This is a genomic window from uncultured Capnocytophaga sp., assembly GCF_937936315.1.
In the GTDB taxonomy this organism is placed as follows: domain Bacteria; phylum Bacteroidota; class Bacteroidia; order Flavobacteriales; family Flavobacteriaceae; genus Capnocytophaga.
On record NZ_CALGWU010000057.1, the window covers coordinates 121,782 to 144,206 of the forward strand.

General features: G+C 40.8%; 19 protein-coding genes. 4 read left to right on the forward strand and 15 right to left on the reverse strand.

Going from position 1 to position 22,425, the window contains the following annotated elements:
* Positions 1-86: 86 nt before the first annotated feature.
* The 6 genes from Q0162_RS11445 to Q0162_RS11470 all read right to left on the reverse strand — a co-directional run bounded on the left by Q0162_RS11445 (position 87) and on the right by Q0162_RS11470 (position 7,001).
* The gene (locus Q0162_RS11445) at positions 87-1,430 is read right to left on the reverse strand and encodes an SWIM zinc finger family protein (protein ID WP_297891833.1); all 1,344 of its coding nucleotides are present in this window, start codon (positions 1,428-1,430) and stop codon (positions 87-89) included.
* A gap of 154 nt (positions 1,431-1,584) precedes the next feature.
* Positions 1,585-4,062, reverse strand: coding sequence for a DUF6493 family protein (locus Q0162_RS11450; protein ID WP_297891835.1), 2,478 nt, complete (start codon positions 4,060-4,062; stop codon positions 1,585-1,587).
* A gap of 104 nt (positions 4,063-4,166) precedes the next feature.
* Positions 4,167-4,658: a metallophosphoesterase family protein gene (locus Q0162_RS11455; RefSeq protein WP_095901069.1), complete on the reverse strand. Its 492-nt coding sequence runs from the start codon at positions 4,656-4,658 to the stop codon at positions 4,167-4,169.
* Positions 4,655-5,413 (reverse strand): ribonuclease III, encoded by a 759-nt coding sequence (rnc, locus tag Q0162_RS11460; RefSeq protein WP_002680618.1) that lies wholly within the window; start codon positions 5,411-5,413, stop codon positions 4,655-4,657. Before rnc ends, Q0162_RS11455 begins: the two co-directional genes overlap by 4 nt.
* A 7-nt stretch (positions 5,414-5,420) precedes the next feature.
* Positions 5,421-6,668, reverse strand: coding sequence for a beta-ketoacyl-ACP synthase II (gene fabF, locus Q0162_RS11465; protein WP_297891838.1), 1,248 nt, complete (start codon positions 6,666-6,668; stop codon positions 5,421-5,423).
* A gap of 96 nt (positions 6,669-6,764) precedes the next feature.
* Positions 6,765-7,001: an acyl carrier protein gene (locus Q0162_RS11470; RefSeq protein ID WP_002680600.1), complete on the reverse strand. Its 237-nt coding sequence runs from the start codon at positions 6,999-7,001 to the stop codon at positions 6,765-6,767.
* Between Q0162_RS11470 and Q0162_RS11475 the strand changes: the two genes are divergently transcribed.
* Complete coding sequence (locus tag Q0162_RS11475) at positions 6,991-7,320, forward strand: hypothetical protein (RefSeq protein WP_297891841.1); 330 nt, start codon at positions 6,991-6,993, stop codon at positions 7,318-7,320. The genes Q0162_RS11470 and Q0162_RS11475 overlap by 11 nt on opposite strands.
* Before the next feature lie 65 nt (positions 7,321-7,385).
* Here the strand turns inward: Q0162_RS11475 and Q0162_RS11480 are convergent, their stop codons facing one another.
* From Q0162_RS11480 to Q0162_RS11500, 5 genes are all read right to left on the reverse strand, one after another.
* A complete protein-coding gene (locus Q0162_RS11480) occupies positions 7,386-8,474 on the reverse strand; it encodes a beta-ketoacyl synthase N-terminal-like domain-containing protein (protein WP_297891843.1) in 1,089 nt (362 codons plus the stop codon).
* A gap of 85 nt (positions 8,475-8,559) precedes the next feature.
* A complete protein-coding gene (locus tag Q0162_RS11485; RefSeq protein WP_297891846.1) occupies positions 8,560-9,348 on the reverse strand; it encodes a TatD family hydrolase in 789 nt (262 codons plus the stop codon).
* Between the two features lie 22 nt (positions 9,349-9,370).
* Entirely contained in the window at positions 9,371-10,135 is a 765-nt protein-coding gene (locus Q0162_RS11490) for a hypothetical protein (RefSeq protein WP_297891849.1), read from the reverse strand.
* Positions 10,136-10,227: 92 nt separating this feature from the next.
* Positions 10,228-10,596: a DUF2809 domain-containing protein gene (locus Q0162_RS11495; protein WP_297891853.1), complete on the reverse strand. Its 369-nt coding sequence runs from the start codon at positions 10,594-10,596 to the stop codon at positions 10,228-10,230.
* Between the two features lie 43 nt (positions 10,597-10,639).
* Complete coding sequence (locus tag Q0162_RS11500) at positions 10,640-11,302, reverse strand: DUF2461 domain-containing protein (protein ID WP_297891973.1); 663 nt, start codon at positions 11,300-11,302, stop codon at positions 10,640-10,642.
* 118 nt (positions 11,303-11,420) lie between these two features.
* Here Q0162_RS11500 and dprA point away from each other — a divergent pair, with 118 nt between their 5' ends.
* Together dprA and dinB are read left to right on the forward strand one after the other, a co-directional pair.
* Positions 11,421-12,515 carry a DNA-processing protein DprA gene (gene dprA, locus Q0162_RS11505; protein WP_297891856.1) on the forward strand — a complete coding sequence of 365 codons (1,095 nt, stop codon included), beginning with the start codon at positions 11,421-11,423 and terminating at the stop codon, positions 12,513-12,515.
* Between the two features lie 16 nt (positions 12,516-12,531).
* Positions 12,532-13,629 (forward strand): DNA polymerase IV, encoded by a 1,098-nt coding sequence (gene dinB / locus Q0162_RS11510; RefSeq protein ID WP_297891976.1) that lies wholly within the window; start codon positions 12,532-12,534, stop codon positions 13,627-13,629.
* 18 nt (positions 13,630-13,647) lie between these two features.
* Here dinB and Q0162_RS11515 read toward each other — a convergent pair whose 3' ends face one another.
* From Q0162_RS11515 to Q0162_RS11530, 4 genes are all read right to left on the reverse strand, one after another.
* The gene (locus tag Q0162_RS11515; RefSeq protein ID WP_297891858.1) at positions 13,648-15,147 is read right to left on the reverse strand and encodes a DUF6850 family outer membrane beta-barrel protein; all 1,500 of its coding nucleotides are present in this window, start codon (positions 15,145-15,147) and stop codon (positions 13,648-13,650) included.
* A 222-nt stretch (positions 15,148-15,369) separates the two neighbouring features.
* Positions 15,370-16,578 (reverse strand): DUF4876 domain-containing protein, encoded by a 1,209-nt coding sequence (locus Q0162_RS11520; protein ID WP_297891860.1) that lies wholly within the window; start codon positions 16,576-16,578, stop codon positions 15,370-15,372.
* 281 nt (positions 16,579-16,859) lie between these two features.
* Positions 16,860-18,062 (reverse strand): DUF4876 domain-containing protein, encoded by a 1,203-nt coding sequence (locus tag Q0162_RS11525; RefSeq protein WP_297891863.1) that lies wholly within the window; start codon positions 18,060-18,062, stop codon positions 16,860-16,862.
* A gap of 53 nt (positions 18,063-18,115) precedes the next feature.
* A complete protein-coding gene (locus tag Q0162_RS11530) occupies positions 18,116-20,707 on the reverse strand; it encodes a TonB-dependent receptor plug domain-containing protein (RefSeq protein ID WP_367272174.1) in 2,592 nt (863 codons plus the stop codon).
* Positions 20,708-20,960: 253 nt separating this feature from the next.
* Here Q0162_RS11530 and Q0162_RS11535 point away from each other — a divergent pair, with 253 nt between their 5' ends.
* Entirely contained in the window at positions 20,961-22,385 is a 1,425-nt protein-coding gene (locus Q0162_RS11535) for an MFS transporter (RefSeq protein ID WP_297891869.1), read from the forward strand.
* Positions 22,386-22,425: the final 40 nt, after the last annotated feature.

Consider the following 22,425-nt stretch of genomic DNA (forward strand, 5'->3'; position numbering starts at 1 on the left):
CAAAGATACAAAGATTTTTATTGACTGCAATACTTTTGGGGATTTTTTTAGATAAGAGATAAGGGTTAATATAAAAATTAACTCAATTAGCTCGTTATCATCTTGGTAGCTAAAATGTGTTTACACAAACCTCTATTAGTTTGGTGATTGGTGTACCAATTGCAAGTGCATTGTACTTTCTCGCCGTCGAGAATAACGGTATGGGTAACTCCCCCTGTTCCTTTTACATTGGCTTTCACATAATCACCGCGTTGTTCTACGATTTGTACTTCATTATTTTCAGTGAGTTTTTTGGCATTTTGCAAACGCGGGTTCAGACTTATCAAACGCTGGGGTTTGAAAGGCAAACGGCGGTAGAAATAATTGCCATCGGTGAGGTTGTAGCCCAATAGCCCTATGCTCGAAAGCGATGCTTGAAGGGTGGTCATAGTTCCCATATTTACATCGTTTTCAATAGCCACCATTGCAGGTGAGAATACTTCATTAGTTTTGAAGAAATTGTTAATCCCTACAAGCCATTCCATAGGCACTTCTTCAATCATATTTTCTAAATATTTACCCTCACCAGAGAAACCTCTATACACATTATCGGACAACAAAAAGAGCATCTCTACTCCTTTGAAATGCAACACAAAAGCGACAGATTGCTCACTACTACTGCGATACACATAAAGACTATCGGCCAGCAAGAGTAATCCTTGTAAGAGGTTGAGACGATGTACTCCTCCTATTTTAATAGCCCCTGCTGTAGCGGTAGGTGCAAAAGTGTAACCTACGCCACGTTTTACCAAGTAATAATCGTTTTTCACGGCTTGTTTAGGCAGAGAACGGAATAGCTGAATGGCTTCGGCTTTATTAAGTCGGTACGCTAAATCCATTTCGGAAAGATACACTTGTACGTTGCCCAAGCCCTTAATCCATCTATTGGGCAAGGTTACTTTCTTCTCCACTGTTTTGTGTTTTTCAGTAATAAAGTGTGTTTGCTTCTGCCCTACACTAAGCACCATTTTCTCCGAAGCTGTTACGGCACTGAAAGCACGCACGGTTACATCATTGAAATCGATATTGGTACAACCGCTCTGTAAGAAATCTCCGTCTAACACATCGTTGCGCAAGCCCACACGGGCATAAACACTATTGCAGGACGAGAACCCCTCAAAAAGCAATTCTCCATTCCCTACCGAAATAATAGGGTCACGTAGTTTAGCAAGCACCCCAGGGGCGATAGCAAACTGAGAGGCTACGGTCTTCGCCAGTGTAGCAAGACACTTAGCCACCACAAAAGGTTGCGTGATATTCCCCCAGAAGAAACAAGGCACAGCATTGTCTTCTTTAAGTTCTGAGCAGTGCGAAAAGATAAAATTCTTCTCGTGAGCGTTCGCCTCTTCTATCACAGAGGCGAACGGATAAGCATATTCAAAATCGTTCATTTGATTTGTCGATTTGTTGATTTGTCAATTTGTGTGGGGCAAAGATAATGATAATTTGTTGATTAGCAAATTGCTGATTTGGCAATTTTACGATGAGACAATTATAGATAGAGGGAGAGTTGTCTGACAAGTCTGACAAGTAAGACGAGGCAGACTAACAACTGAATTCTACCAATTTTTTATGATTCGTAGGTTTCTTTTCTTGCTTTTCAGCCAAAGGCAAATAAGCTTCTACTACTGCTTTTTGGAAAGCCTTTATCTTAGGGTCGCGGGTGGGCATATCCAAAAACTCCACAAATCGATTGATAGGAGTGAGCTTTTGGGCGAGGATATCGGCAAGGAAGTGTTGCAAATAACTGAGGTCTTCATCACGGCTAATAGCGCGGAGGATATACTCTGCCGCGAGGTCTCGGGGTTCCTTTTTGTCGTGAAGCAAAGCCATTCCTACAAAAATCCACCCACCGTGATGCACGGGCAGGTCGTATTCCAAGAGTAGTTGCAAAGGCTCACGCAGATTACGTTGGGTCTCGGCATCACTATCGCCTACATAGAGAGGGGTGTATTTACCTAAGAGCACATCTACATACTGAGGGTTTAGAGAAATTACATAACGCAGAGTATCAGTATCCCAGCGATCGTATGCCCCTGCATTGTAGCAATTGTAGGGCAATCGGTCAAATACGCTGCTATCAAAAGGACTTGCCAAGGTATAGTTGTAATAGTCATCTACATATACCTTTTCCAAGAAAAACTGTTTGAACTCTCCTTCTATCTCGTAAGACGGGAAGAAAGGTTTTACAGCCGAAAGATAGTCTTTGGCAGCCGTGGTTTCAAACTCGGTAAATACTTTGTCAGGGTGTTTTAGGCGGGTGATTTGCGTCCATAGCGGTAGGAGCTCCTCTGTAGGGGTTACCACATCGGAAAGCCCGAAGAGGTAGCTCAAGGCAGGCGCGTATTGTCCTGAGAGTAAGCGTACTTTTTCCTGTGCTTCAGGGGTAATGGTACTCAATAACAATCGGTTGCAAGCCACTACTAAGTCATCCAAATCCACTTCTTTGCCTGCTGTTTGATAAGCGAGCAGTCGGTCGGCAAGGGTTTCAGCATCCATATAGAAAGGTGCGTGCGTAGGGGTGGAAAGGAAAGGCAGTTTGCTACCCGATTTGAGTTTGCTAAGGGTTGTCCTCACCTTATAGAGCAGGTAAGGAATCTCATCACGCAAATACCAAACATTGTGGAGTACGTATGCTTGCTTTAAAGGTTCTTCTTCTTCGGTGTTGAGGCGTCTTACTTGGGTATTCATCTTTTTCCACTCCTCAGGAGACTCCAAAGGTCTGTCCTCCATCCAGCCCGCGAGGAGCAGTTGCAGAGCAGCTAACTGTACATTAAAGTAATACATCCCATTGACCTGCGCAATATAAGGGGCGAGTTGCTCCTTAAAGTTTTCTGGCAATTGGTCTTGTAGCTGTACCAATCCCTCGAAGAAAAGGTCGATAGTCGCAGCCGTACGCTCGCGAAGACAGTCGCCGAGGAGGAAGAGGAGTTTTTCAGGGGTTAGGGGGCAGGAAACAGGTGTCAGGGTGAGAGCTGTGTGGGAGGTGTGGGAGCTGCGAGCCGCACGGGCATTTTGGGAGGTGCGAGCCGCACGGGCAGTTGGGGAGTTTTCAGAGTTCTCAGAATTTTCTGAATTTTCTGATGGACTTAGGGTTGCAAGGAGGTTTTGGGCTTTGCCTTTTAGGTAATCGCTGTAAGGGGCGATGACTTCGGGGAGACCTTCGTGATTAAAATAGGTGGTGAGGAGAGCCGCAACTTTTTCTTGGAGCTTCACGTCGGGGACGGTGAAAAGTACCGCTAATTGCTCGCGATAGTCGGGATTGGTAGGGGCTTGCTTTTTATAGTATTTTTCTAAGATATTTAAACCTATAAGCTGGGTTTTGGCTATTTTTGGGGTAGCAAAACACAGTGCAAAGTTGTCGGCAAAGGCTTGGAAGTCAAAGGATTTTTCGTCGGCTATTTGCTTGATGAGCTTCATCACAAAATTCACCACCGAGGTCTTGTCGCTACTGAGCAGAGCAAAGAGGGTCTGTTGAGAAGGAAGGAGCTCTTCTGTTGTAGGTTTACAACCTTCAATAAGACGACAGTTGCTGATTACTACATAGCTCTTTTCTGGACTGAGTAACGTCTCTAAAAATTTAGGAAGCACTTGGGTATCCTTAAAATATCCCCTTTCACCTAAGAATAGTAGTTTTTCATATACAGAAGTAAAGATATTCCGCTTTCCTTGAAAATAAGAAGGAAATAAAACACATAATTCCTTAGCAATACGGGGTCTTTTGAGTATAAAATTCTCTATTTTCTTGTGTTTATTCTTTATGAATAACACATCACATAGTTTTTCTAATAGAAAATCTTCTTCAAATGGGATAAAATCATTTTCATATAATTCCCAAAGTACAGGAAATCCTAAGTACTTACAACTTTTCACATCTAACTGAGCAAGTTGTTCTAAGTGTAGTGGATTTTTCTCCTCTTTGAGTACTGAAATCAGATTAGAGTTGTCGCGGCTGTATAATAAGTTTTGTAGTTCTTTGTCTAATGCCTCAAATTTAAGGGTTTTTGTGTTTTTCTTTGCCATAAAATGATTTTATCAATTAAGGGACAAAGATATAATTTTTTATTTTATTTTCAAAATGAGAAGATATACAAAAAGGGCGTTTGCAGCTATGAGGTTCTTACTTCTTATCTCTTAGCTAATTCAATGATTTCTAAGTTTTTGATTTCTTTACCTTCAATTTCAAAACGGAGCATAGTGCGCACTGTTTGCCAGCCATAAATGCCAGCAGCTCCTGGGTTGAGATGCAACAATTGAAATTGTGGGTCGTATTGTACTTTTAGAATATGTGAATGCCCCGAAATGAAGAGTTTGGGAGGGTGAGCTAAAATTTCTTGTTTGGCTAAAGGAGTGTATTTATTAGGATAACCGCCTATATGTATCATCAACACTTCTACTTGTTCACACTGAAAACGATTGACTTTGGGGAAGTACTGACGCACATCGGTACCATCGATATTGCCATAGACCCCGCGCAAGGGCTTGACAGCCTGAAGGGCTTCTATCACTGCTAAATTACCAAAATCACCACAATGCCAAACCTCATCAGCTTCATTGGCATAGTGCAGGATGCGGTCGTCTATGTACGAATGGGTATCGGATAGGAGGAGGATTTTCATTGTACGTCCAATTTATGGTGCTGTTTGCCTTGAATTTTGTAGCAAGCACGCTTAGCAGCTATTTCTTCAGCTTTTTTCTTAGAAGTAGAACGAGCACGCGTTACCGAAAAACCTTGTACGTGTACTTTGGCGACAAAATATTTGGTTTCAGAACGGTCTTCCATATCTTCTTCAGCCTCAAAAGCAAAGTCCAATTTGTGTTTTTGACACCACTCTATCAATAAACTCTTGTGGCTAATCACTTTTCCTTCCAAGTTTTTGATATTGATATGCGGCAAGATGAGTTCGCGTTCTATAAAACGGAAACAGGCTTTATAACCTCTATCTAAATAAATAGCCCCTATGAGCGCTTCGAAGAGATTGCCCGTAATATTATTACCCAATTGCCTTGGAGTGAGCTTGGTACGCAAAAAATCTAAGAGCCCCATATCTTTACCCAACTGGTTGAGATTGCGGCGTTCTACAATTTTGGAGCGCATTTTGGTGAGGTAGCCCTCATCTTGCTCGGGGGCATTGGTGAAAATATAATCGGCTATTACTGCGCCAAGTATGGCATCGCCCAAAAACTCTAATCGTTCATAACTTTTGCGCGTCGCCTTTTGGAATTGGTAAGAAGGATGCGTAAAAGCCTCGCTATAATAGGATAAGTTTTTAGGGGCAAAGCCTAATAGATTCTTTATTTTATTATAAAAAATCCCGTCTTTCTTTTTGGAAAAAAGACGGGGAAAAGCTAATATTTTCTTTAAGTTGAACACTTATAGTTTATATCTTTTTGAATAATAAGCACGCGTTGTGACCACCAAATCCAAAGGTATTGCTCATCGCTACTTTTACGTCGCGGTGTTGCGCTTTGTTGAAGGTGAAATTCAAACGTTGATCTATTTTTTCATCGGGGGTTTCGAAGTTGATGGTAGGTGGTACAATGCCGTATTTGATAGCGAGGATAGACGCTACTGCCTCTATTGCCCCCGCAGCACCGAGCAAGTGTCCTGTCATCGACTTGGTAGAGTTGATATTGATATCGTAAGCGTGTTCGCCGAAAACTTCGAGCACTGCTTTAGATTCGGCAACATCGCCCAGCGGTGTAGAAGTACCATGCATATTGATAGCATCGACTTCGTTTGCTGATACTCCTGCATCTTTCAAGCAGTTGATCATCACATTTTTAGCACCTAATCCTTCGGGGTGAGGAGCCGTCATGTGATAGGCATCGGCAGAGAGACCTCCCCCTGCTAATTCGCAGTAGATAGTAGCACCACGAGCTACCGCATGGTTGTACTCTTCAAGCACTACAGCTCCTGCTCCTTCGCCTAATACAAAACCATCGCGATTGGCATCGAATGGACGAGAGGCTTTAGCAGGATTTTCGTTGAAAGTAGAAAGTGCGTGCAAAGCGTTGAAACCACCAATACCAGCAATGGTTACCGCTGCTTCTGAACCACCTGACACCATTATATCGGCATAGCCTAAACGGATGTAGTTAAGGGCATCAATCATAGCGTTAGCAGCTGAAGCACAAGCTGATACAGTAGTAAAGTTAGGACCTCTAAAGCCGTAGCGTATAGAAATCACGCCAGCAGCGATATCGGCTATCATTTTAGGGATAAAGAAAGGGTTGAAGCGAGGAGTTCCGTCGCCTTGATTGAAGTTGGTTACCTCATTTTGGAAAGTTTCCAAACCACCTATGCCAGATCCCCAAATCACCCCTACACGATCTTTATCAAGAGCTTCTATATCGAGGTTGGCATCTTTGATAGCTTCATCGGAAGCTACAGCGGCATATTGTGCAAACTTATCGAGTTTACGGGCTTCTTTTTTGTCCATAAAATCCTCGATATTAAAGTTTTTGACTTCACAAGCAAACTGAGTTTTGAACTTAGAAGCATCAAAATGGGTAATAGGCGCAGCGCCGCTCTTACCAGCGACAAGACCTTCCCAAAACTCTGGGGCGGTATTTCCAATAGGGGTAAGAGCCCCTATACCTGTAACTACAACACGTCTTTTCTCCATATAGTTTTTTAAGTTTTTAGCATTTAGGTTTTAAAAAACAATTAGGCAGTAAGCTACCAACTGTGATATGGTGATAGCCTACTGCCTATGAGCCAATTATTGTTTAGCGTCTTCAATATATTTTACTGCTTGACCAACAGTTGCAATGTTTTCAGCTTGGTCGTCTGGGATTTGAATATCAAATTCTTTTTCGAATTCCATAATCAATTCAACAGTGTCTAATGAATCAGCTCCTAAGTCGTTAGTGAAGCTTGCTTCTGCAGTAACTTCATTTTCGTCTACGCCTAATTTATCAACGATAATGGCTTTAACTCTTGATGCAATGTCTGACATAATTTTCTTTTTTTATAATTTAATAATAATTACTGCCGGCAAAAGTATAACATTTTTTTTGAAACACAATCTTTTTCTGATAAATATTGCAGTTTTTTTGCGTTTAAAATTTTTAAAACACTCATTTATAATTAATTATATAATAGAGGTTAAAAGATGGGGTGTAGGGGAAAATTTGGCTATTACACAGTATTTTTCAGTTTTTAGTTGTACGGGTGTTTGTTGTGCAGGTGTTTGTTGTGTGGGCGTTTGTTGTGTGGGTGTTTGTTGTGTGGGTGTTTGCAGCACATACCCAGCTATCGCTGGCTTTCCTACATAACATACTATAAAAGCTGTTGATAATCAGAGTAATTAACTTTGCCAAAGTGTAGGGATACAAATTTTCTAACGACTCACGACTACACTTATACCATTTCCGCCAAAACCAACCGCATTGATTAAGATATGTTGTAGTTTATCAGGGATACATTCAGGTGCTGGCAGGTAGGGTACTGGCTCAAAATGATTGTTTTGCAACATTCTGACAGCCATTGCGAGGTTGAGCGCCCCACTAGCCCCGTAAGTATGTCCGTGTTGCCATTTATTATTAGTGAGCAGTGGTTTTTCGTCGCCAAAAACCGCTTCTATAGCATTGAGTTCAGCTTGATCGCCTTTGATAGTACCCGTACAATGGGTAATTATGGCATCTATTTTGGGATTTCCGGCACTTGCCAAAGCCCGTTGCATAGAAGTTTGCAGACAATCGCCATTTTTAGAGAGGGATACACTATGCGTGAGCTTTTCGGTGGCAAAACCTATCCCCACAATATAAGCTAAGGCATTGGTGTGTTCTCCTTTTTCTAAACAAAAACAACCTGCCCCCTCCCCTAGCACCATAGAGCTTTGTTTTTTGGTCATATCCATTGCACGACAAGGATAAGGCAAGGGGAGACTACTATAGATTTTGAGAGCTTTTACTTGGGCAATGGTAAAAGGAGTAAGCGGTGCTTCACTACCGCCTACTAAAAAGCGTTGTTCCATACCACTTTCCAGCCACGCAATGGCATTGGCGATACCGTGCAGGGCAGTAGAACAAGTGATAGAATGTGAGAGTTCAAAGCCTTGATTGCCTAAATCTTGAGCTACCCACGTGCTGATATTACCCAAAGTAGTGGTAGGAGAAGCTAAGGTTTGGCAAGTGCCTTCAGCAAGAAAATGAGAATAATGCTTTTCAAACAAGGCAGTAGCCCCGCGAGAAGAGCCTATATTGATACCAAAACGCAAATCGCGCCAATTTGCTTGTGTTACTGCTTCACGAGCAGTGTGTAGCGCATAAAGGACTGTATTGTCTAAGGGTTCATAAGCCAGATTGGAGTTTTTAAGTTCTTCTATTAAGGCTTGGTCGCGTTCAGAAAGTTTTCCTTGGGGAATGTTGTTATGAAGGGTAAGAGCCTCGGCAGCGAGGGTACTCATTCCTGTAATAGCTATTTTCATTGGTATAAAATAGTGGTTAAAGTATTGTTAGTGATTTAATTTCTAAAAACACCCAACAACAGAAGTGATTTCTATAGTATATGTTTTATAGTTTGAACAAGGTTTGTGCATTGAAAGTAGTTGCTGAAGCCACTGTTTCAAATGGTATTCCTTTGAACTGAGCTATGGTTTGAGCCACATAAGGCAAAAAGGCGGGTTCGTTGCGACGCGATTGATACTGAGACAGCTGACTTTGGGGTACGTTCTTGGGCAACATAAAAGGGGCATCGGTTTCTATGAGCATACGGTCTAAAGGCACGTAACGGACAACTTCTTCTAAATGAGCAAAGCGTTTGCTATCGCTCACAGCTCCTGTAAAACCTATATAATAGCCAGCGTCTAAGTAAGTTTTTGCTTCTTTTAAACTACCAGTAAAGCAGTGTACTACTCCTTCGGGCAATCGGTTGTGCTCGGCGAGTATGACAGTAAAACGCTCGAAGGCTGCGCGCTCGTGCAGGAATAAGGGTTTATGCACTTCTTCAGCTAAAGCAAGTTGTGCGTGAAAGCACGCTTCTTGTATGGGGCGTGGTGAGAAATCGCGGTCGAAGTCTAAGCCACATTCGCCTACGGCTACTACATACTTTTGCTTGAGCAACGCTTGTAAGTTTTTGATGCTCTCAGCATTTATTGTTTTGGCGTCGTGAGGGTGAATACCAGCAGTAGCGTAAAGTCTTTTGGGGTATTTTTTGGCTAATGCTAAAGCCTCATTACTGCTACGCACGCTTGTTCCTGTAAGAAGTATTGTATCTACATCTGCCTTTATGGCACGGTCTATAATTTTGTCGTACTCACCTGCGAATTGCTTATTAGTGAGATTTATGCCTATGTCTATCATTAGTTATTAGGGGATAGTTATTTTATTGTCTGAACTTCTTTATTTCAGCTTCAGTGCAGTCAAAAAAGCGAGCAATTTCTTTACTATTTTCATCATAATTTTTTTCTTGTATTACATAGGTTATCGCTCCTGTGGTGAGGTCTTTTACCGCAAATACCCAAGCCGCCCACCCTTCTAATTGGTTATAAACAAGTATCTTGAATTTTTTCAACTGAAGTATATCAGTAGCATATTTCTCTACTTGTGCAGGCAATGGTTCTATACCTTTAACCTCTATTTCCATTTTTGGTTGTTGGTTATACACTACATTATCCTTTATACCGGTTACCAACAAATAGTTTTTAGCCTTTTCTTGATCTTCTTTTTCATTTCTTGAAGTGCTTTTTACCAAGAAGATTTTCTTATCAGAGACTTTGTATATGTAATAATTGGCGGTATCGTTATGCAACGTTTTGTTTTTCTTTTCGCAATTGCCATATTGTTCAAATTTTAGGGCATTCAGGCGTACATACGAGGGGGCAATAAGCTCAAATGTTCCTGTTATAGAGGCGAAACAGTCGTTGCCACAAGGGGCAAAGTAAAATGATTTATATTGATTTTTGTCGTCCTTTTCAAATACTGTTGCAATACCTGATATTTCATCTTCGTCTTTTGTAAGTTCAAATAAGTTGCTGTCTTCTTCTTTGAATTTACCCAACAGAGTGTTGGTTATCCATTCGCCTTTTAAGGGATTTTGTGCGTGCAATGAAGGTGCACATAGTAATAAGGTTATTAAAAAATGTTTCATAGTTGTTTATAGGGGTTAGAGGTTAGAAGGCACGAGCTACAAGCTCGCGCTAGCGGGGTTAGGGATAAGTAATTTCTATTTCCTATTAATTGTTATTTTTTATTTGTTAATTGTAATATGAGGCAACCAATAGCATAGCATATTATATCAGCCCACGAGAAGTGGTTGCCCAGAATGATATAGCCTATACTTCCTTTAGCAAAGCCTAAATGAGAGGCTACTCCAAAATATTGCAGTACTTCTACCACAACGGCAAAGGCAAATATGCCCCAGATGAGTTTGCTTTTGTGTTTCACTTTTACAAATGAAAGGACTATATAATAGAGCAATATCACTACTAATACATCGCCGAGATAACCGCGTATAAAGCCAATATTCTTGAATAGCGTAGCGATAAGGAACTCTACTCCAAAGAGGGCTAATGCCCATATAAAGTATTTTTTATTGAATGTTAGGGTCATTGTTAGGTATTGGGGGTTAGAGGGCACGAGCTACAAGCTCGCGCTAGCGGGGGAATAGGGATTCACCGTTAAGATTGGTGGTGAGGGCTTCGGTCATAAAGTCGAAAAAGGGGCGCATTGCTAAGAGTCCTTGTACTACTTTTTTATCGAAATCTTTGGCGGTAGCTTCTTTTTGAGTGTAGTCGCGTTTGAGTAGGAACTGTTTTTTGCGCAAATAGTCTACCATAGGGTCTTCTTTTTCAAAGCCTTTGGGAGCTGTTTTGAGTTCGTCGCCCCATAGTTTTCCGTCGAACTCTTTTACAATACCTTTATCGGTCATTACTTTTAGGAAATCATCGGGGTTGAGAGAGATTTCCTGACGCATACGCAACAAATCGTCTTTATTGGGGTCGAAAAAACCACCGCCTATAAAAGTTTCTTGCGGACTGATATGCACATAATATCCCCCGCGATAGTGAGGTTGTTTGCGCTGTATATAGCACCCAAAATGCGTTTTGTAAGGTGTTTTATCCTTAGAAAATCGCAAATCGCGGTAGATGCGGTATATTTTTAGAGGAGCTACAGTGTCGTGCGCTGCAATTTCAGCATAAATACGATTAAAAAGTACTGTTGCTTGCAATTTAGCACTTTCGTAAGCATTTTTATGAGCGTCGAACCACTCTTTATTGTTGTTTTTAGCGAGGTCAGTGAGAAATTGAAACATAATTTTAATTACGAGTTACGAATGACGAATGATGAGGCAAAGGTAGTAATAATTTGCTAATTAGCAAATTTGCTAATTTAGTAATTATCGCTATTTTTGCAACGTAAAACAAAACCCAACTATGAACGACGATTTATTATACCTCATTGCCTTAAAGAAAATTCCGCTTGTAGGCGATATTACTGCCAAAAAACTCATTGCGCACTTTGGGAGTGCTAAAAATATATTTGCACAACGCCGAAGTAGCTTAGAAAAAGTAATGGGTATAGGTTCTAAAATTACCCAAAACATCCTCAGTTCTCAGTACTTACAAGAAGCTGAAAACGAATTGATTTTTGCTGAAAAACACGGTATTAACATTATTAGCTATACCGACGCTCACTACCCTAAACTACTGAAACAGTGTGTGGATAGCCCTATACTCTTCTACCAAAAAGGACACATAAACTTGCAAAACAAACGACTGCTGAGCATTGTAGGTACGCGCAATATCACTAGCTATGGCACGGCATTTTGCGAACAACTGATAGAAGAACTCGCCCCGCTTGATGTGGTGATTGTAAGTGGTTATGCTTATGGGGTGGATATTACGGCACACAAGGCAGCGATGAAACACCGCTTGCAAACAGTAGCTTGCCTAGCTCACGGACTCAACCTTATCTACCCTGCTGCTCACGCAAAATACTGTGAGGCAATGGAAGAAAACGGCGGTTTTATCACCGATTTCGGCAGTGAGAGTCCGTTTGATAGGAAGAATTTTTTAAGTAGAAATCGCATTATTGCGGGGCTTACGGAAGCAACTATAGTGATTGAATCGGGCAAAAAAGGGGGAAGTTTGGTTACTGCCGATATTGCTTTTTCGTACAATCGCGAGGTATTTGCCGTACCAGGTCGTACCACAGATACTTATAGCATAGGCTGCAATGAACTGATACGCAACCGCAAAGCTAGTATGCTCACCTCAGCTAAAGACCTTATCTACCTACTGAATTGGGATACTCCCGCCCCTAAAGCTGTACAACAAGAACTTTTTATAGACCTCAGTCCCGATGAAGAATTGGTGGCAAATTATCTCAAAGAGAATGGCAAACAAGCCTTAGACGAACTCGCTCTCGGATGCCAAATACCTATCTACCAGCTTTCTAACTTACTTTTCCAAATGGAATTGAAAGGAGTGGTAAACCCTTTGCCAGGGAAAATGTTTGAAGCTAAGTAACAATTAACAAGTAACAATTAATAGGAAGATTATACATATTGATATGGATGCTTTCTACGCCTCGGTAGAGCAATTGGATTTTCCAGAATTGAGAGGAAAAGCGATTGCGGTAGGCGGAGGCGAAGCGCGCGGTGTGGTGGCAACAGCCAGCTACGAAGCGCGCAAATTTGGTGTGCGCAGTGCTATCAGTGGGGCGCAAGCACGCAGATTATGTCCGCATCTCATCTTTGTAAAACCTCGCTTTGAGCGCTATAAGCAAATATCAATGCAAATACGGGCTATCTTCCACGAATATACTGATTTGGTGGAACCTCTCTCCCTTGATGAGGCTTACTTAGATGTTACGGTAAACAAAAAAGGTAACCCGTCGGCTACCCTCATTGCGCAAGAGATTAGACAGCGCATTTTCAATGAAACAGGACTTACGGCTTCAGCAGGCATTTCGGTAAATAAGTTTATTGCCAAAATAGCTAGCGACTACCACAAGCCTAACGGACAAACTACTATCACTCAGGCTGAAGTACAAGATTTTTTAGACAAACTTGATGTGCGCAAATTCTATGGCATAGGCAAAGTAACTGCCGAAAAGATGTATCAGTTAGGGATTTTTAAAGGGAAGGATTTGCGGGAGAAATCATTAGCGTTCTTAGAACGGAATTTTGGCAATAGCGGGCATTATTACTACGAGCTCTCACGAGGTATTCACCGCAGTGAAGTTCAGCCTTTTAGGATTCGCAAATCGGTAGGTGCTGAAGAAACTTTTGCCGAAAATCTCACCAGTGAGGTCTATATGGAACGCGAACTCGAACGTATAGCCGAAGATGTCGTCCTTCGTCTTGAAAAACAGCAAGTTGCAGGCAAAACTATCACCTTGAAAATAAAATACAGCGACTTCACTATTCAAACACGCAGCAAAACCCTTAAAGATTTTATTAGTAGCAAAGAGGAAATTCTTTTACATATCAAGGAATTGCTCTACCAAGAACGGTTGAGTGAATCGGTACGGTTATTAGGCATTTCAGTTTCTCATCTCAACAATGAACCTGAAAAAGAGACTGTAAAACAACCGATGTACATACAGTTGAAATTAGAATTTCCAGAGGATAGGGAATAGGTATCAGGGGATAGGTAATTAAAATGTTAAACCAATGTTTAATTGATGAAAAGTATTTATTTTTTGGAGGGTAAAAACTCCTATTTGGGTATTGAGTCCTACAAAATAACTGAGTGAGGACGATAGTGGGCGATGATACTGCAAATGAACTTGGAAAACTTGCTCATCGGAGGCGAGGAAACGAGCATTGTGCAAAAGCATTTCGCTGAGGGATACTTCACTATCGTTGCGGAGCAGATAATTGCCTTTTAACATATTGCGATACTGGTAATGCAAACCTGCAACGCCTATACTTTTCTCCCCTAAGGGTGCTACAACACTCATTTTTATCCCTATATTCATATAATCAAAACGCTGAAAACTCCTCACAAGGGTATAGTCCTCACGATGAGTTTCATAACCTACATAAGGTGCTATGTGATATTGCAAATCACTATTGTTACAGAAAAGCATTGCGAATTGGTAGTGCTCTTTTTTTAGAGTATAATTCTCATTTTTAGCAACTACTTCCGTCCAATTGCTGTTGCGACCCGAAAGAATAGGCTCTACCCCACTTTTGGTTTGCAGAGAGTAATGTCCTTTGAAACCATAGAGATAAGTATCTTTGCGAAACAGCTTTGTCAGCTCGGTATAAAGTGTACGATTGGTAAGTGTTACAGCTATCACACCATTATCTTCTGTCATATATTTTTCGATTGCCAATTGCTGGTAATTAGCAGAGAGGAAAAGGTTGTTTTTCCTGCTGATATTCAGTCCGCTGCCATATCCATAACCTTCATAAAAAGCTCTGAGTTTGTTGCCTTTCAGCAGGTGGTTGTAATAGCCTAAGCCATTGAGATGATAGACAGAAGGGCTCCCCAATTCGTTGAAAAATTTGAGTTCGTTAGACTGGGTATATTTCTGGAAAGAGGCATATATTCCCGCTTGCCACTCCCCTACCCTCCACATAAATCCTGAGCGCAATTGCAGATTAGAAGTGATATTTTTAGGGCGTGGGTCTTTGTTGCGACTTGCCAATTCGGCTTGGTAATCCAAACTGATACCCCAATGCAGTCGTTGCCATTGCTTGGCAAAACCACCCATAAAAGCGTATTGCTCACTATGCAAGTCGCCCCCTACAGCATCGGCGGTGAAGTATGGATAGAGCAAATCACTATCTACCGACTCATTCCAGCGCACTTTTCGTAGTTCTTGATTTTTATAGGACGCATTGCCCCACAGCGTGCGTGTGCTATCATAAGGGAAGAAAGAGGTTGCTTTTGCTGAAAAAGCGGTATGCCCTTCAGGATACTGTTGAGCATAAGCCTCTTTATCACTTCTCTCATAAGTCGCCTGTACGGTAGAAAAGCGATATTCTCCCCACTTGGGCATCGTAGCTGGATTCTGAAAATAAGCCTCGTAAAAACGAGAGATGTTTTGTTGTTCTTTCAGCTTTAGCAAGAGGGTATCAGTGTTTTGCCCCCAGCCTATTTGGTAGAGGAAAACAAAAAATAATATGTTTATGAATCGATTTATCAACTTAGTGCGAGCCGCACGGGCAGTTTGTTAATTTGTTAATTTATAAAAAGATTGTCTGAAAAGTTTTTATACTATAAGGGCGGTTGCAAAACGCCCTTACATAACATACTCTAAAAGTGATTGATTATCCTGATAATCAATTATAATTAACTTTGTCAAAGTCTAAGGACTTTGACAAAGTGTTGCGATACAAATACTTCTTGTGTTATGAGTTTTTACTTCTTAAAAATTAAAAAGTGATGGTGTTACACGAGCATCGAAATCTTCGGTGGAGTTATTCGTGTCTTTTAACACACGGCGACCGTTTTGCTGACTTGTTACTTTGCGGCGCACTCCTTTGCGATAACGAGAAGCATCTCCTTGACTTTCAGAGGCGTAAGTCCAACCACTATCTAAAGAAACATCGGTTACAAGCCATTGAAAATCTTCTTTTTGTGCGAGATTTACCGCATCGATAACCCACGTATTGGGGATTTTTACAGCATCACCTCCTGAGTCAAATCCTGATTCATCTTTGTATGTATAAGAATACTTCTCTAATTCAGTAACCCCCTTGGGCATTCTGGCAAGTGCAAAAGCGTTGATTGCTTGACGATTGATTACTGCATCTTCAAACTTTACGAACATATTAGGTACTGCAGCATTATCAGGGTCTTCATCGTCTGCTTCATCTTTGATTTCAAAATTAGCTTTCTTCAAATCTATTGAATTACTATTAAGTTCTTTGTGATTAATAGCCGTAAGGGCAATGATGATGCTCTCGCCTGCTGCTACGGGGTACTGCTTGCCATTCCCTGGGATTTGGTATACCGCATTGGCTGTAAAAGCTTGGTTCATTATATTTGGCGTATAGGTTTGTTTATCATTGGTTTGGAACGCCGATTGCACCAAAAGCAAACCATCAGCATAGAGAACTCTAGAAGTAGGGTTGTAAATCTTGAAATAACTATCATCTAAATATTGTTTGCCTTGTGGAGTAGTTGTGCCCGTGATAAAAATCTCTTCAATAAGCAAATCTTTATCCTCATCACTTACAATTGTTTTTAAAGTGATAGGCAGACTATAAGTAGTGGCTGTGAGTATGTTGAGTTTGGGTATTAAGGTAGTTACTTCACCTGCATAGGTAGTGCTACTTTGGGTGTAACTCACAGTACCCGTGGCACGTACCTCATAGCTACCCGCAGGAAGACTCAGTTGGAAATCGTTGGTAGTAGTGTTGTGATATACCTTTTCTACCTTCTCATTTTTGTTGAGCTCAGTAAGGGTAAGGGTGAGGGTACCATAGTGAGTAATGGTTACTTTATCAGGGGCTTGTAAATGAAGGGTTATGTTCAAAGATTCGGTAGCGATACCGTTGTTATCGTCTTTCTTACAAGCATTTAGGAGCACTAAAACAAGTGCTACAGCTAAAAATTGTTTTAAGTGTTTCATATTAATTAATTTAGTGCGATCCGGTGCGAGCCGGTGCGAGCCGCACGGGCAATTTATTAATTTGTTAATTATAAAGAGGTTATCCGAAAAGTTTTTATATTGTAAGTTCGTTTGCAAAACGTTTTATTCGTAAAGGCGTTTGCAGCACATACCCAGCTATCGCTGGCTTTCCTACATAACATACTATAAAAATGATTGATTATCTTGATAATCAACTTTGTCAAAGTCCAAGGACTTTGACAAAGTTTATGATGCACCTGTTACTTGTTAGCTGTTAGCTATTACTTTTTAAGGGTAGGTGTAGTGAGTATCTCAAAATCTTCAGTAGAGTCGTTTGTGTCTTTAAAAATAGGCTTACCATTTTTCTCAGAAAGAACTTTACGGCGTACAGATTTTCCATAACGAGAAGTATCTTTTTCATCATTAGCCACATATGCCCAACCACTATCTAAGGAAGAGGAGGTTACTATCCACTCAAAACCTGTTTTAGTACTTAAATTTACAGCATCTACGATCCAATTATTAGGAATTTTCAAAGCCTGTCTCTTCATTAATTTTGTTCCTACTTTGTATTCATAGTTATACTGAAGTGTAGCTGTGGCAGTACCTTCAGGGAAGCGTGCTATCACATAACTTCTATTGCCTCTGTTGTTGAATATAAAAATACCATATAAGTTGATATTGTTAGTCACTCCTACCCCATCAACATCTTTCACTTTTGGAGGATAGAAGTTTTCAAAATCAGCTTTTGAAAGGTCTATAGAATTAGGATTATTTTCTCTATGATTAATTCCTTGTTCAGCAATTACAATAGACTTCCCCGGTTGCACAGGATATTGAGTGCCTGTACCTGGAATTTGCACCATACTTCCTGCTGTAAAGGCTTCTGCCATTACATCAGGGGTATAATCTCTTTTGGTTACTGTTAGGAACTCAGAGTCTGCTAAAACCAAACCATCAGCATAGAGGACTTTATTAGTAGGGTTATACAATTTGATGTATTGGTCACCAAAATACTGTTTACCTTCTGGAGTGGCTGTACCGGCAAAGAAAATTTCTTCAATGATAAAATCTCCTTCTCCTGAGGAAGTGATTTTTAGACTAAGGGGTACTGTGTAGGTAGTAGCTGTAAGAATATCAATCTTACTTACAAATCCTGCTACTTCACCCGTGGCAGTGGTACCACTTTGAGTGTAATTTACGCTACCTGCAGCACGTACTTCATAACTACCTGCTGATAATTCCAACTTAAAATCACTACTTGATACATTGTGATATACCTTTTCTACCTTCTCATTTTTGTTGAGCTCGGTGAGAGTGAGGGTGAGGGTAGCGTATTGAGTGATAGCTACCTTGTCGGGGGCTTGCAAATGAAAAGTTACAGAAAGAGGTTCTGTAGGGATGCCATTGTTGTCGTCTTTTTTACAAGCGTTTAAGAGCACTAAACCAAGTGCTACAGCTAAAAATTGTTTTAAATGTTTCATATTAATTAATTTGTTGCGAGCCGCACGGGCAGTTATTTGTTATTTGTTAATTGTTATTTGAGTGAAACGTTCATTTCCATTCCGAAATAGGGATTGATGAGTCCACGACGATTGATATATTGGTTATTAACGCAGTAATCTTCATAAAAGTTGAACAGATTGTTTACGTACATTGAAAGCGTAAAGTATTTATAAAATTCTTTGGATATTTTTAGATGTATGTTCATAGATAGAGGGGTTCTATCGCTGAGACTTATAGTTGTAGGGCGTATGAGCCATTGCAATATGGGGTCACTTGCTTCCGCCGCTGTATATGGGTGACGTACACCATCCTCACTGATGTAGTGAGTAGGCACACGGCTAAGTGAGGGATTGGTACTAATGGTATACCAAGTTAGGTCGCAACGCACAGAGGTTGTGAGTTTTAGTTCGGGGAGGTAAGTATCGGCAATAAGACTGGTTTCCAGCTGTTCGCGGTCGTACTTCTCCACTTCGGGGTATACTCCCAAATTGTAATGTCTGCGGTTGTTGATCACATCTTTATCGGCAAAGCGATATACAGGCAATGAGTTGTAATACAGGCTGTGAAACCACGCTCCACTGAGTGTAAAACGAGTGTTGAGCAACTGAAGGCGCTTACTGCTGTACTGAAACTCAACCCCTTGTTTATCAATAGCTGAACCATTGCTCTCCATAGTTGAGAGTATCAGGGCGTTTTGCACTGTATAAGGCAGATTTTCCACCAAAGGAGGGGCAGTAATCGCATTGTGATTGAGCCCTGTAGCATCGTATTTTTTATAGAACACTTTATGATAATTACTCATTTTTCGGAAACCCGATTGCATACGCTCATCAAAATAAGTGATGAATAACGAATGATGATTGTATTCTAACCCAAGGCGTACTTCGGCTTTGTTGTTCACCGCAGGCATTATGTCGTAGTTCACTTGCGGAAAAATGTACGTTTTGTAGTGCAATTGGCGGTATGCCTTTTGGTTGTGATAGTAATTGAGCTGTACAAAATCTTCGTATTTATCTTGAGGGTAGAGCATTTCTTGAGTGGGAAGTTTGCTGTGTTTTCCCCAACCTGCTGTAAGGCTAATACTAAGGGCTTTTTGGTTAGCAAATTCAATTTTTGGGAAAGTAACTTTCATATTCACACGAGGGTCGAAACACACTTTGTTGTGCAATGCATAGCGCGAATCGAGTCCCAAAAGGGTATTGGCACGCAAGCCCGCACGCACGAGAAATTCGGTATGCCAAAAAGTTTTTTCTAACTGTTCTTCAGCATAAAAAGCCATATCTTGCATTGCAGGAATGCTCTTAAAAGCACGCGGACGGGTGTCCATTTCGGGTGATGGAGGGTGTGCTAAATCGTATACCTGCCCCAGACCGTTGTTTTTGTTGTAGTTGTAAGTAAGTCCGATGAGCAATTCGTTGCGATAGCCCGAAAATAGCTTGTAAGAAGTCGTTGAGAGGTCGGCATAGAGGTGTAGAGGTTTGCCATCAATGAGCAAGTGCGACACATAGTGAGGGTCGGAGAATACCCCGTAAAATTCACCTGCTTGTGTGTTTGTAAAGATAGGGCGTGCATTGGTGATTTGCACCCATTTGTCTTGCTCAATACGGTCGAAACTCTGCGAATAACTAGTTTTGAGTGCCAATGTTTTGAAGAATGTTTTGGGGAACTCCCAAGTTAGTCCATTAGCAATGCGAATATTATTGTAAGTAGATTGATAAGCATCATAGCGATCGAAGCCAGCATCGGGGTCACGTTTTTCCTTATCGATAGTACCCGTATAGTCTATGCTAAAATTCCACGTAAGCGGATTTTCGGTATCAAAGCGTTTTTCAGCACGTGCTGAAGCAGTGTAACGCTTATAGTTTTCAAAGCTATTACGCGGGTCGGGTTGGGCATTCAAATAATCCAAACTAAAGTTGAGTTTGAGGCTATTTTCAAAAAAACTGAGACCTTTACCTATATAGAAAAGTTTGCTAAAACCATCGGCTTTGGCGCGTGCCCTAAGGGGAGTATAGCCTTTTTTGCGGTGAATTGTTACTACCCCACTGCTGATATCACCAAATTTCACCGATGGAATTCCGCGTATAACCTCCACTGTTTCAATATCATCGGTAGCGATAGTGCGCATATCCACCCCTGAGCGGGTAGTGTTGCGCTTATCATTGGCATAGCCTGACTGTGGAGTGATAATCATTCCCGATCCTACCGTAGATTGCATATTGCTATTCACATCTAAAGGAACACCATCGATATTGAAGCCTACGCCTAAAGAGGAAATACTATAACCAGACATAGGAGTGCCCGTCTGTCTGAGAGTGAGGGTATTAGCATAGTTCAATGAGGGAGTAGTAACCCGTTGACCAGGGAGCAAGCTCACCAAATCGGCAAAGCTAGAAGGCTGAAGGTGTCGCATTGCCTTACGGTCGATAAGCGAAGTAGAAGTAGGTGCAGGAAGTTCTTTAGCAGTTACCACTACTTCCTCTAACTGAATGGGTTGGGTAGTAGCAGTTGTTGTCGTGGTGGTGGTAGTAACTGTTTGAGCGTAAAGTGTTGGGGAAAAAAGAGAGAATAAGAGGAATATCCCAATGAAAATATTGGGGAAACAATAGAGAGGACAATGCATTCTTTCACTTTTCACTTTTCACACTCATTAAAATTGGGGGCAAAGGTAATACTTTTTTTGGATTACATGAAACAATTCTAAATAAAATGTGAAATAATTCTAAATAGAACTGGAAAACTCAGCAAATACTCTGTTATATTTGTAACAAAATATTTGTCCTTTGTAGAAAAAGCGTATTTATTTTTCTGAAGATGAGATATTAGCTACCTTTGCGCTCAAAATCTAACGTCGGACGACTTATAACTTACGAACTATGTTAAATAAATTTTCTCCTACTTTTTGGGTAGCGAGCTTCCTTCAGTTGATGGAACGCTGGGCTTTTTATGGTATTTTTACTGTTTTATCACTTTATTTAGTAGCCTCTACTGATGAAGGAGGGCTTGGTTTTGACCACGAGCAAAAGGCATCGATAATGGCTTATGTTACGGCTATATTGTATTTTATTCCTCCTATTTTGGGGGTAATTGCCGACCGTATAGGCTATAAACTCTCTTTGATAATTTCGTTTGTGATTATGGGAGCTGGTTATTTTATGCTTAGTGAAGCAACTACTTATGCAGCTTTCTTTTCTATATTCCTATTTGCTGCTATTGGGGGAGGATTCTTTAAACCAGTAGTAAATGGTATTGTTGCCCGCAATACCGATGAAAAGACTAGTACTATAGGCTTCGGGATTTTCTATATGATGGTGAACATAGGGGGCTTTTTAGGTCCTGCTACATCATCGTATTTACGCACGACTTATGGTTGGCGCATTATCTTTATACAAGGAGCTGTGGTAATGGCTATCAACATATTGGTAGCTCTCTTTCTCTACAAAGAACCTAAACTTGCTCAAAAGATTAGAAAACCTTTACTTACGGAGATAAAAGAATCTGTTATGCACATTGTAGAGGCGCTAAAAGACCGTCGTCTCACTATTCTTTTATTGCTAATGGTTCCTTTTTGGACGATGTTCAATCAGTTGTTCTATACCTTGCTTAACTTTATTGAAGATTGGGTTGATTCATCGGCTATGAGCGCTTGGATTAACCAATATTTGCCTTTCTTAGGCACAACACTTACTGATAAAGGGCAAATAAAAGCTGAATGGTTTGTGAATATCGATTCACTTATGATTATTTTCTTCCAAGTGCTTGTATCGTACTTTGTAAGCAAAATGACACACGTGAGTGCAATGATTAGAGGTACAATTATCGCTACTTTGGGGGTATGCCTTACTTTTATGTTCAACAATCCGTGGTTTACTATTATAGGTACAGTAATTTTCTCGGTAGGGGAAATGGCTTCCAGCCCTACCCTATCAGCTTTTGTAGCACAAATTACACCTAAAGGCAAAGAGGCTCTCTATCAAGGGACTGTATTTTTACCTGTTGCAGCGGGTAACTACCTCACTTACTTTTTCTCAGGACATCTATACACTAGATGGTCGGACAAATATACTTTGCTAAAAACAGAATTAGCTAAGCGTGCTATTGAGATGCCTGAAAACCTCACTAAGAATCAATATTTTGAATTGGCTAGTCAGAAATTAGGACTCAGCCAATCGCAAATTACAGAACTCCTTTGGCAGGCTTATAATCCTGCTAAATTATGGTATGTGATTTGTGCTATGGGGGTATTTGCAGCAGTATCATTGTATATTTACAATAGACAGGTGTCAGGTAATAGGCAGTAGGCATCAGGTGTTAGGAGATATTGGCACTGTGATATGTGAA

Excerpts from the sequence above, each read along its gene's own strand:
- Q0162_RS11445 (WP_297891833.1), bottom strand. The coding sequence starts at position 1,430 with ATGAACGATTTTGAATATGCTTATCCGTTCGCCTCTGTGATAGAAGAG.
- Q0162_RS11450 (WP_297891835.1), bottom strand. The coding sequence starts at position 4,062 with ATGGCAAAGAAAAACACAAAAACCCTTAAATTTGAGGCATTAGACAAA.
- Q0162_RS11455 (WP_095901069.1), bottom strand. The coding sequence starts at position 4,658 with ATGAAAATCCTCCTCCTATCCGATACCCATTCGTACATAGACGACCGC.
- fabF (WP_297891838.1), bottom strand. The coding sequence starts at position 6,668 with ATGGAGAAAAGACGTGTTGTAGTTACAGGTATAGGGGCTCTTACCCCT.
- Q0162_RS11475 (WP_297891841.1), top strand. The coding sequence starts at position 6,991 with ATGTCTGACATAATTTTCTTTTTTTATAATTTAATAATAATTACTGCC.
- Q0162_RS11470 (WP_002680600.1), bottom strand. The coding sequence starts at position 7,001 with ATGTCAGACATTGCATCAAGAGTTAAAGCCATTATCGTTGATAAATTA.
- Q0162_RS11480 (WP_297891843.1), bottom strand. The coding sequence starts at position 8,474 with ATGAAAATAGCTATTACAGGAATGAGTACCCTCGCTGCCGAGGCTCTT.
- Q0162_RS11485 (WP_297891846.1), bottom strand. The coding sequence starts at position 9,348 with ATGATAGACATAGGCATAAATCTCACTAATAAGCAATTCGCAGGTGAG.
- Q0162_RS11490 (WP_297891849.1), bottom strand. The coding sequence starts at position 10,135 with ATGAAACATTTTTTAATAACCTTATTACTATGTGCACCTTCATTGCAC.
- Q0162_RS11495 (WP_297891853.1), bottom strand. The coding sequence starts at position 10,596 with ATGACCCTAACATTCAATAAAAAATACTTTATATGGGCATTAGCCCTC.
- dprA (WP_297891856.1), top strand. The coding sequence starts at position 11,421 with ATGAACGACGATTTATTATACCTCATTGCCTTAAAGAAAATTCCGCTT.
- Q0162_RS11520 (WP_297891860.1), bottom strand. The coding sequence starts at position 16,578 with ATGAAACACTTAAAACAATTTTTAGCTGTAGCACTTGTTTTAGTGCTC.
- Q0162_RS11525 (WP_297891863.1), bottom strand. The coding sequence starts at position 18,062 with ATGAAACATTTAAAACAATTTTTAGCTGTAGCACTTGGTTTAGTGCTC.
- Q0162_RS11530 (WP_367272174.1), bottom strand. The coding sequence starts at position 20,707 with ATGCATTGTCCTCTCTATTGTTTCCCCAATATTTTCATTGGGATATTC.
- Q0162_RS11535 (WP_297891869.1), top strand. The coding sequence starts at position 20,961 with ATGTTAAATAAATTTTCTCCTACTTTTTGGGTAGCGAGCTTCCTTCAG.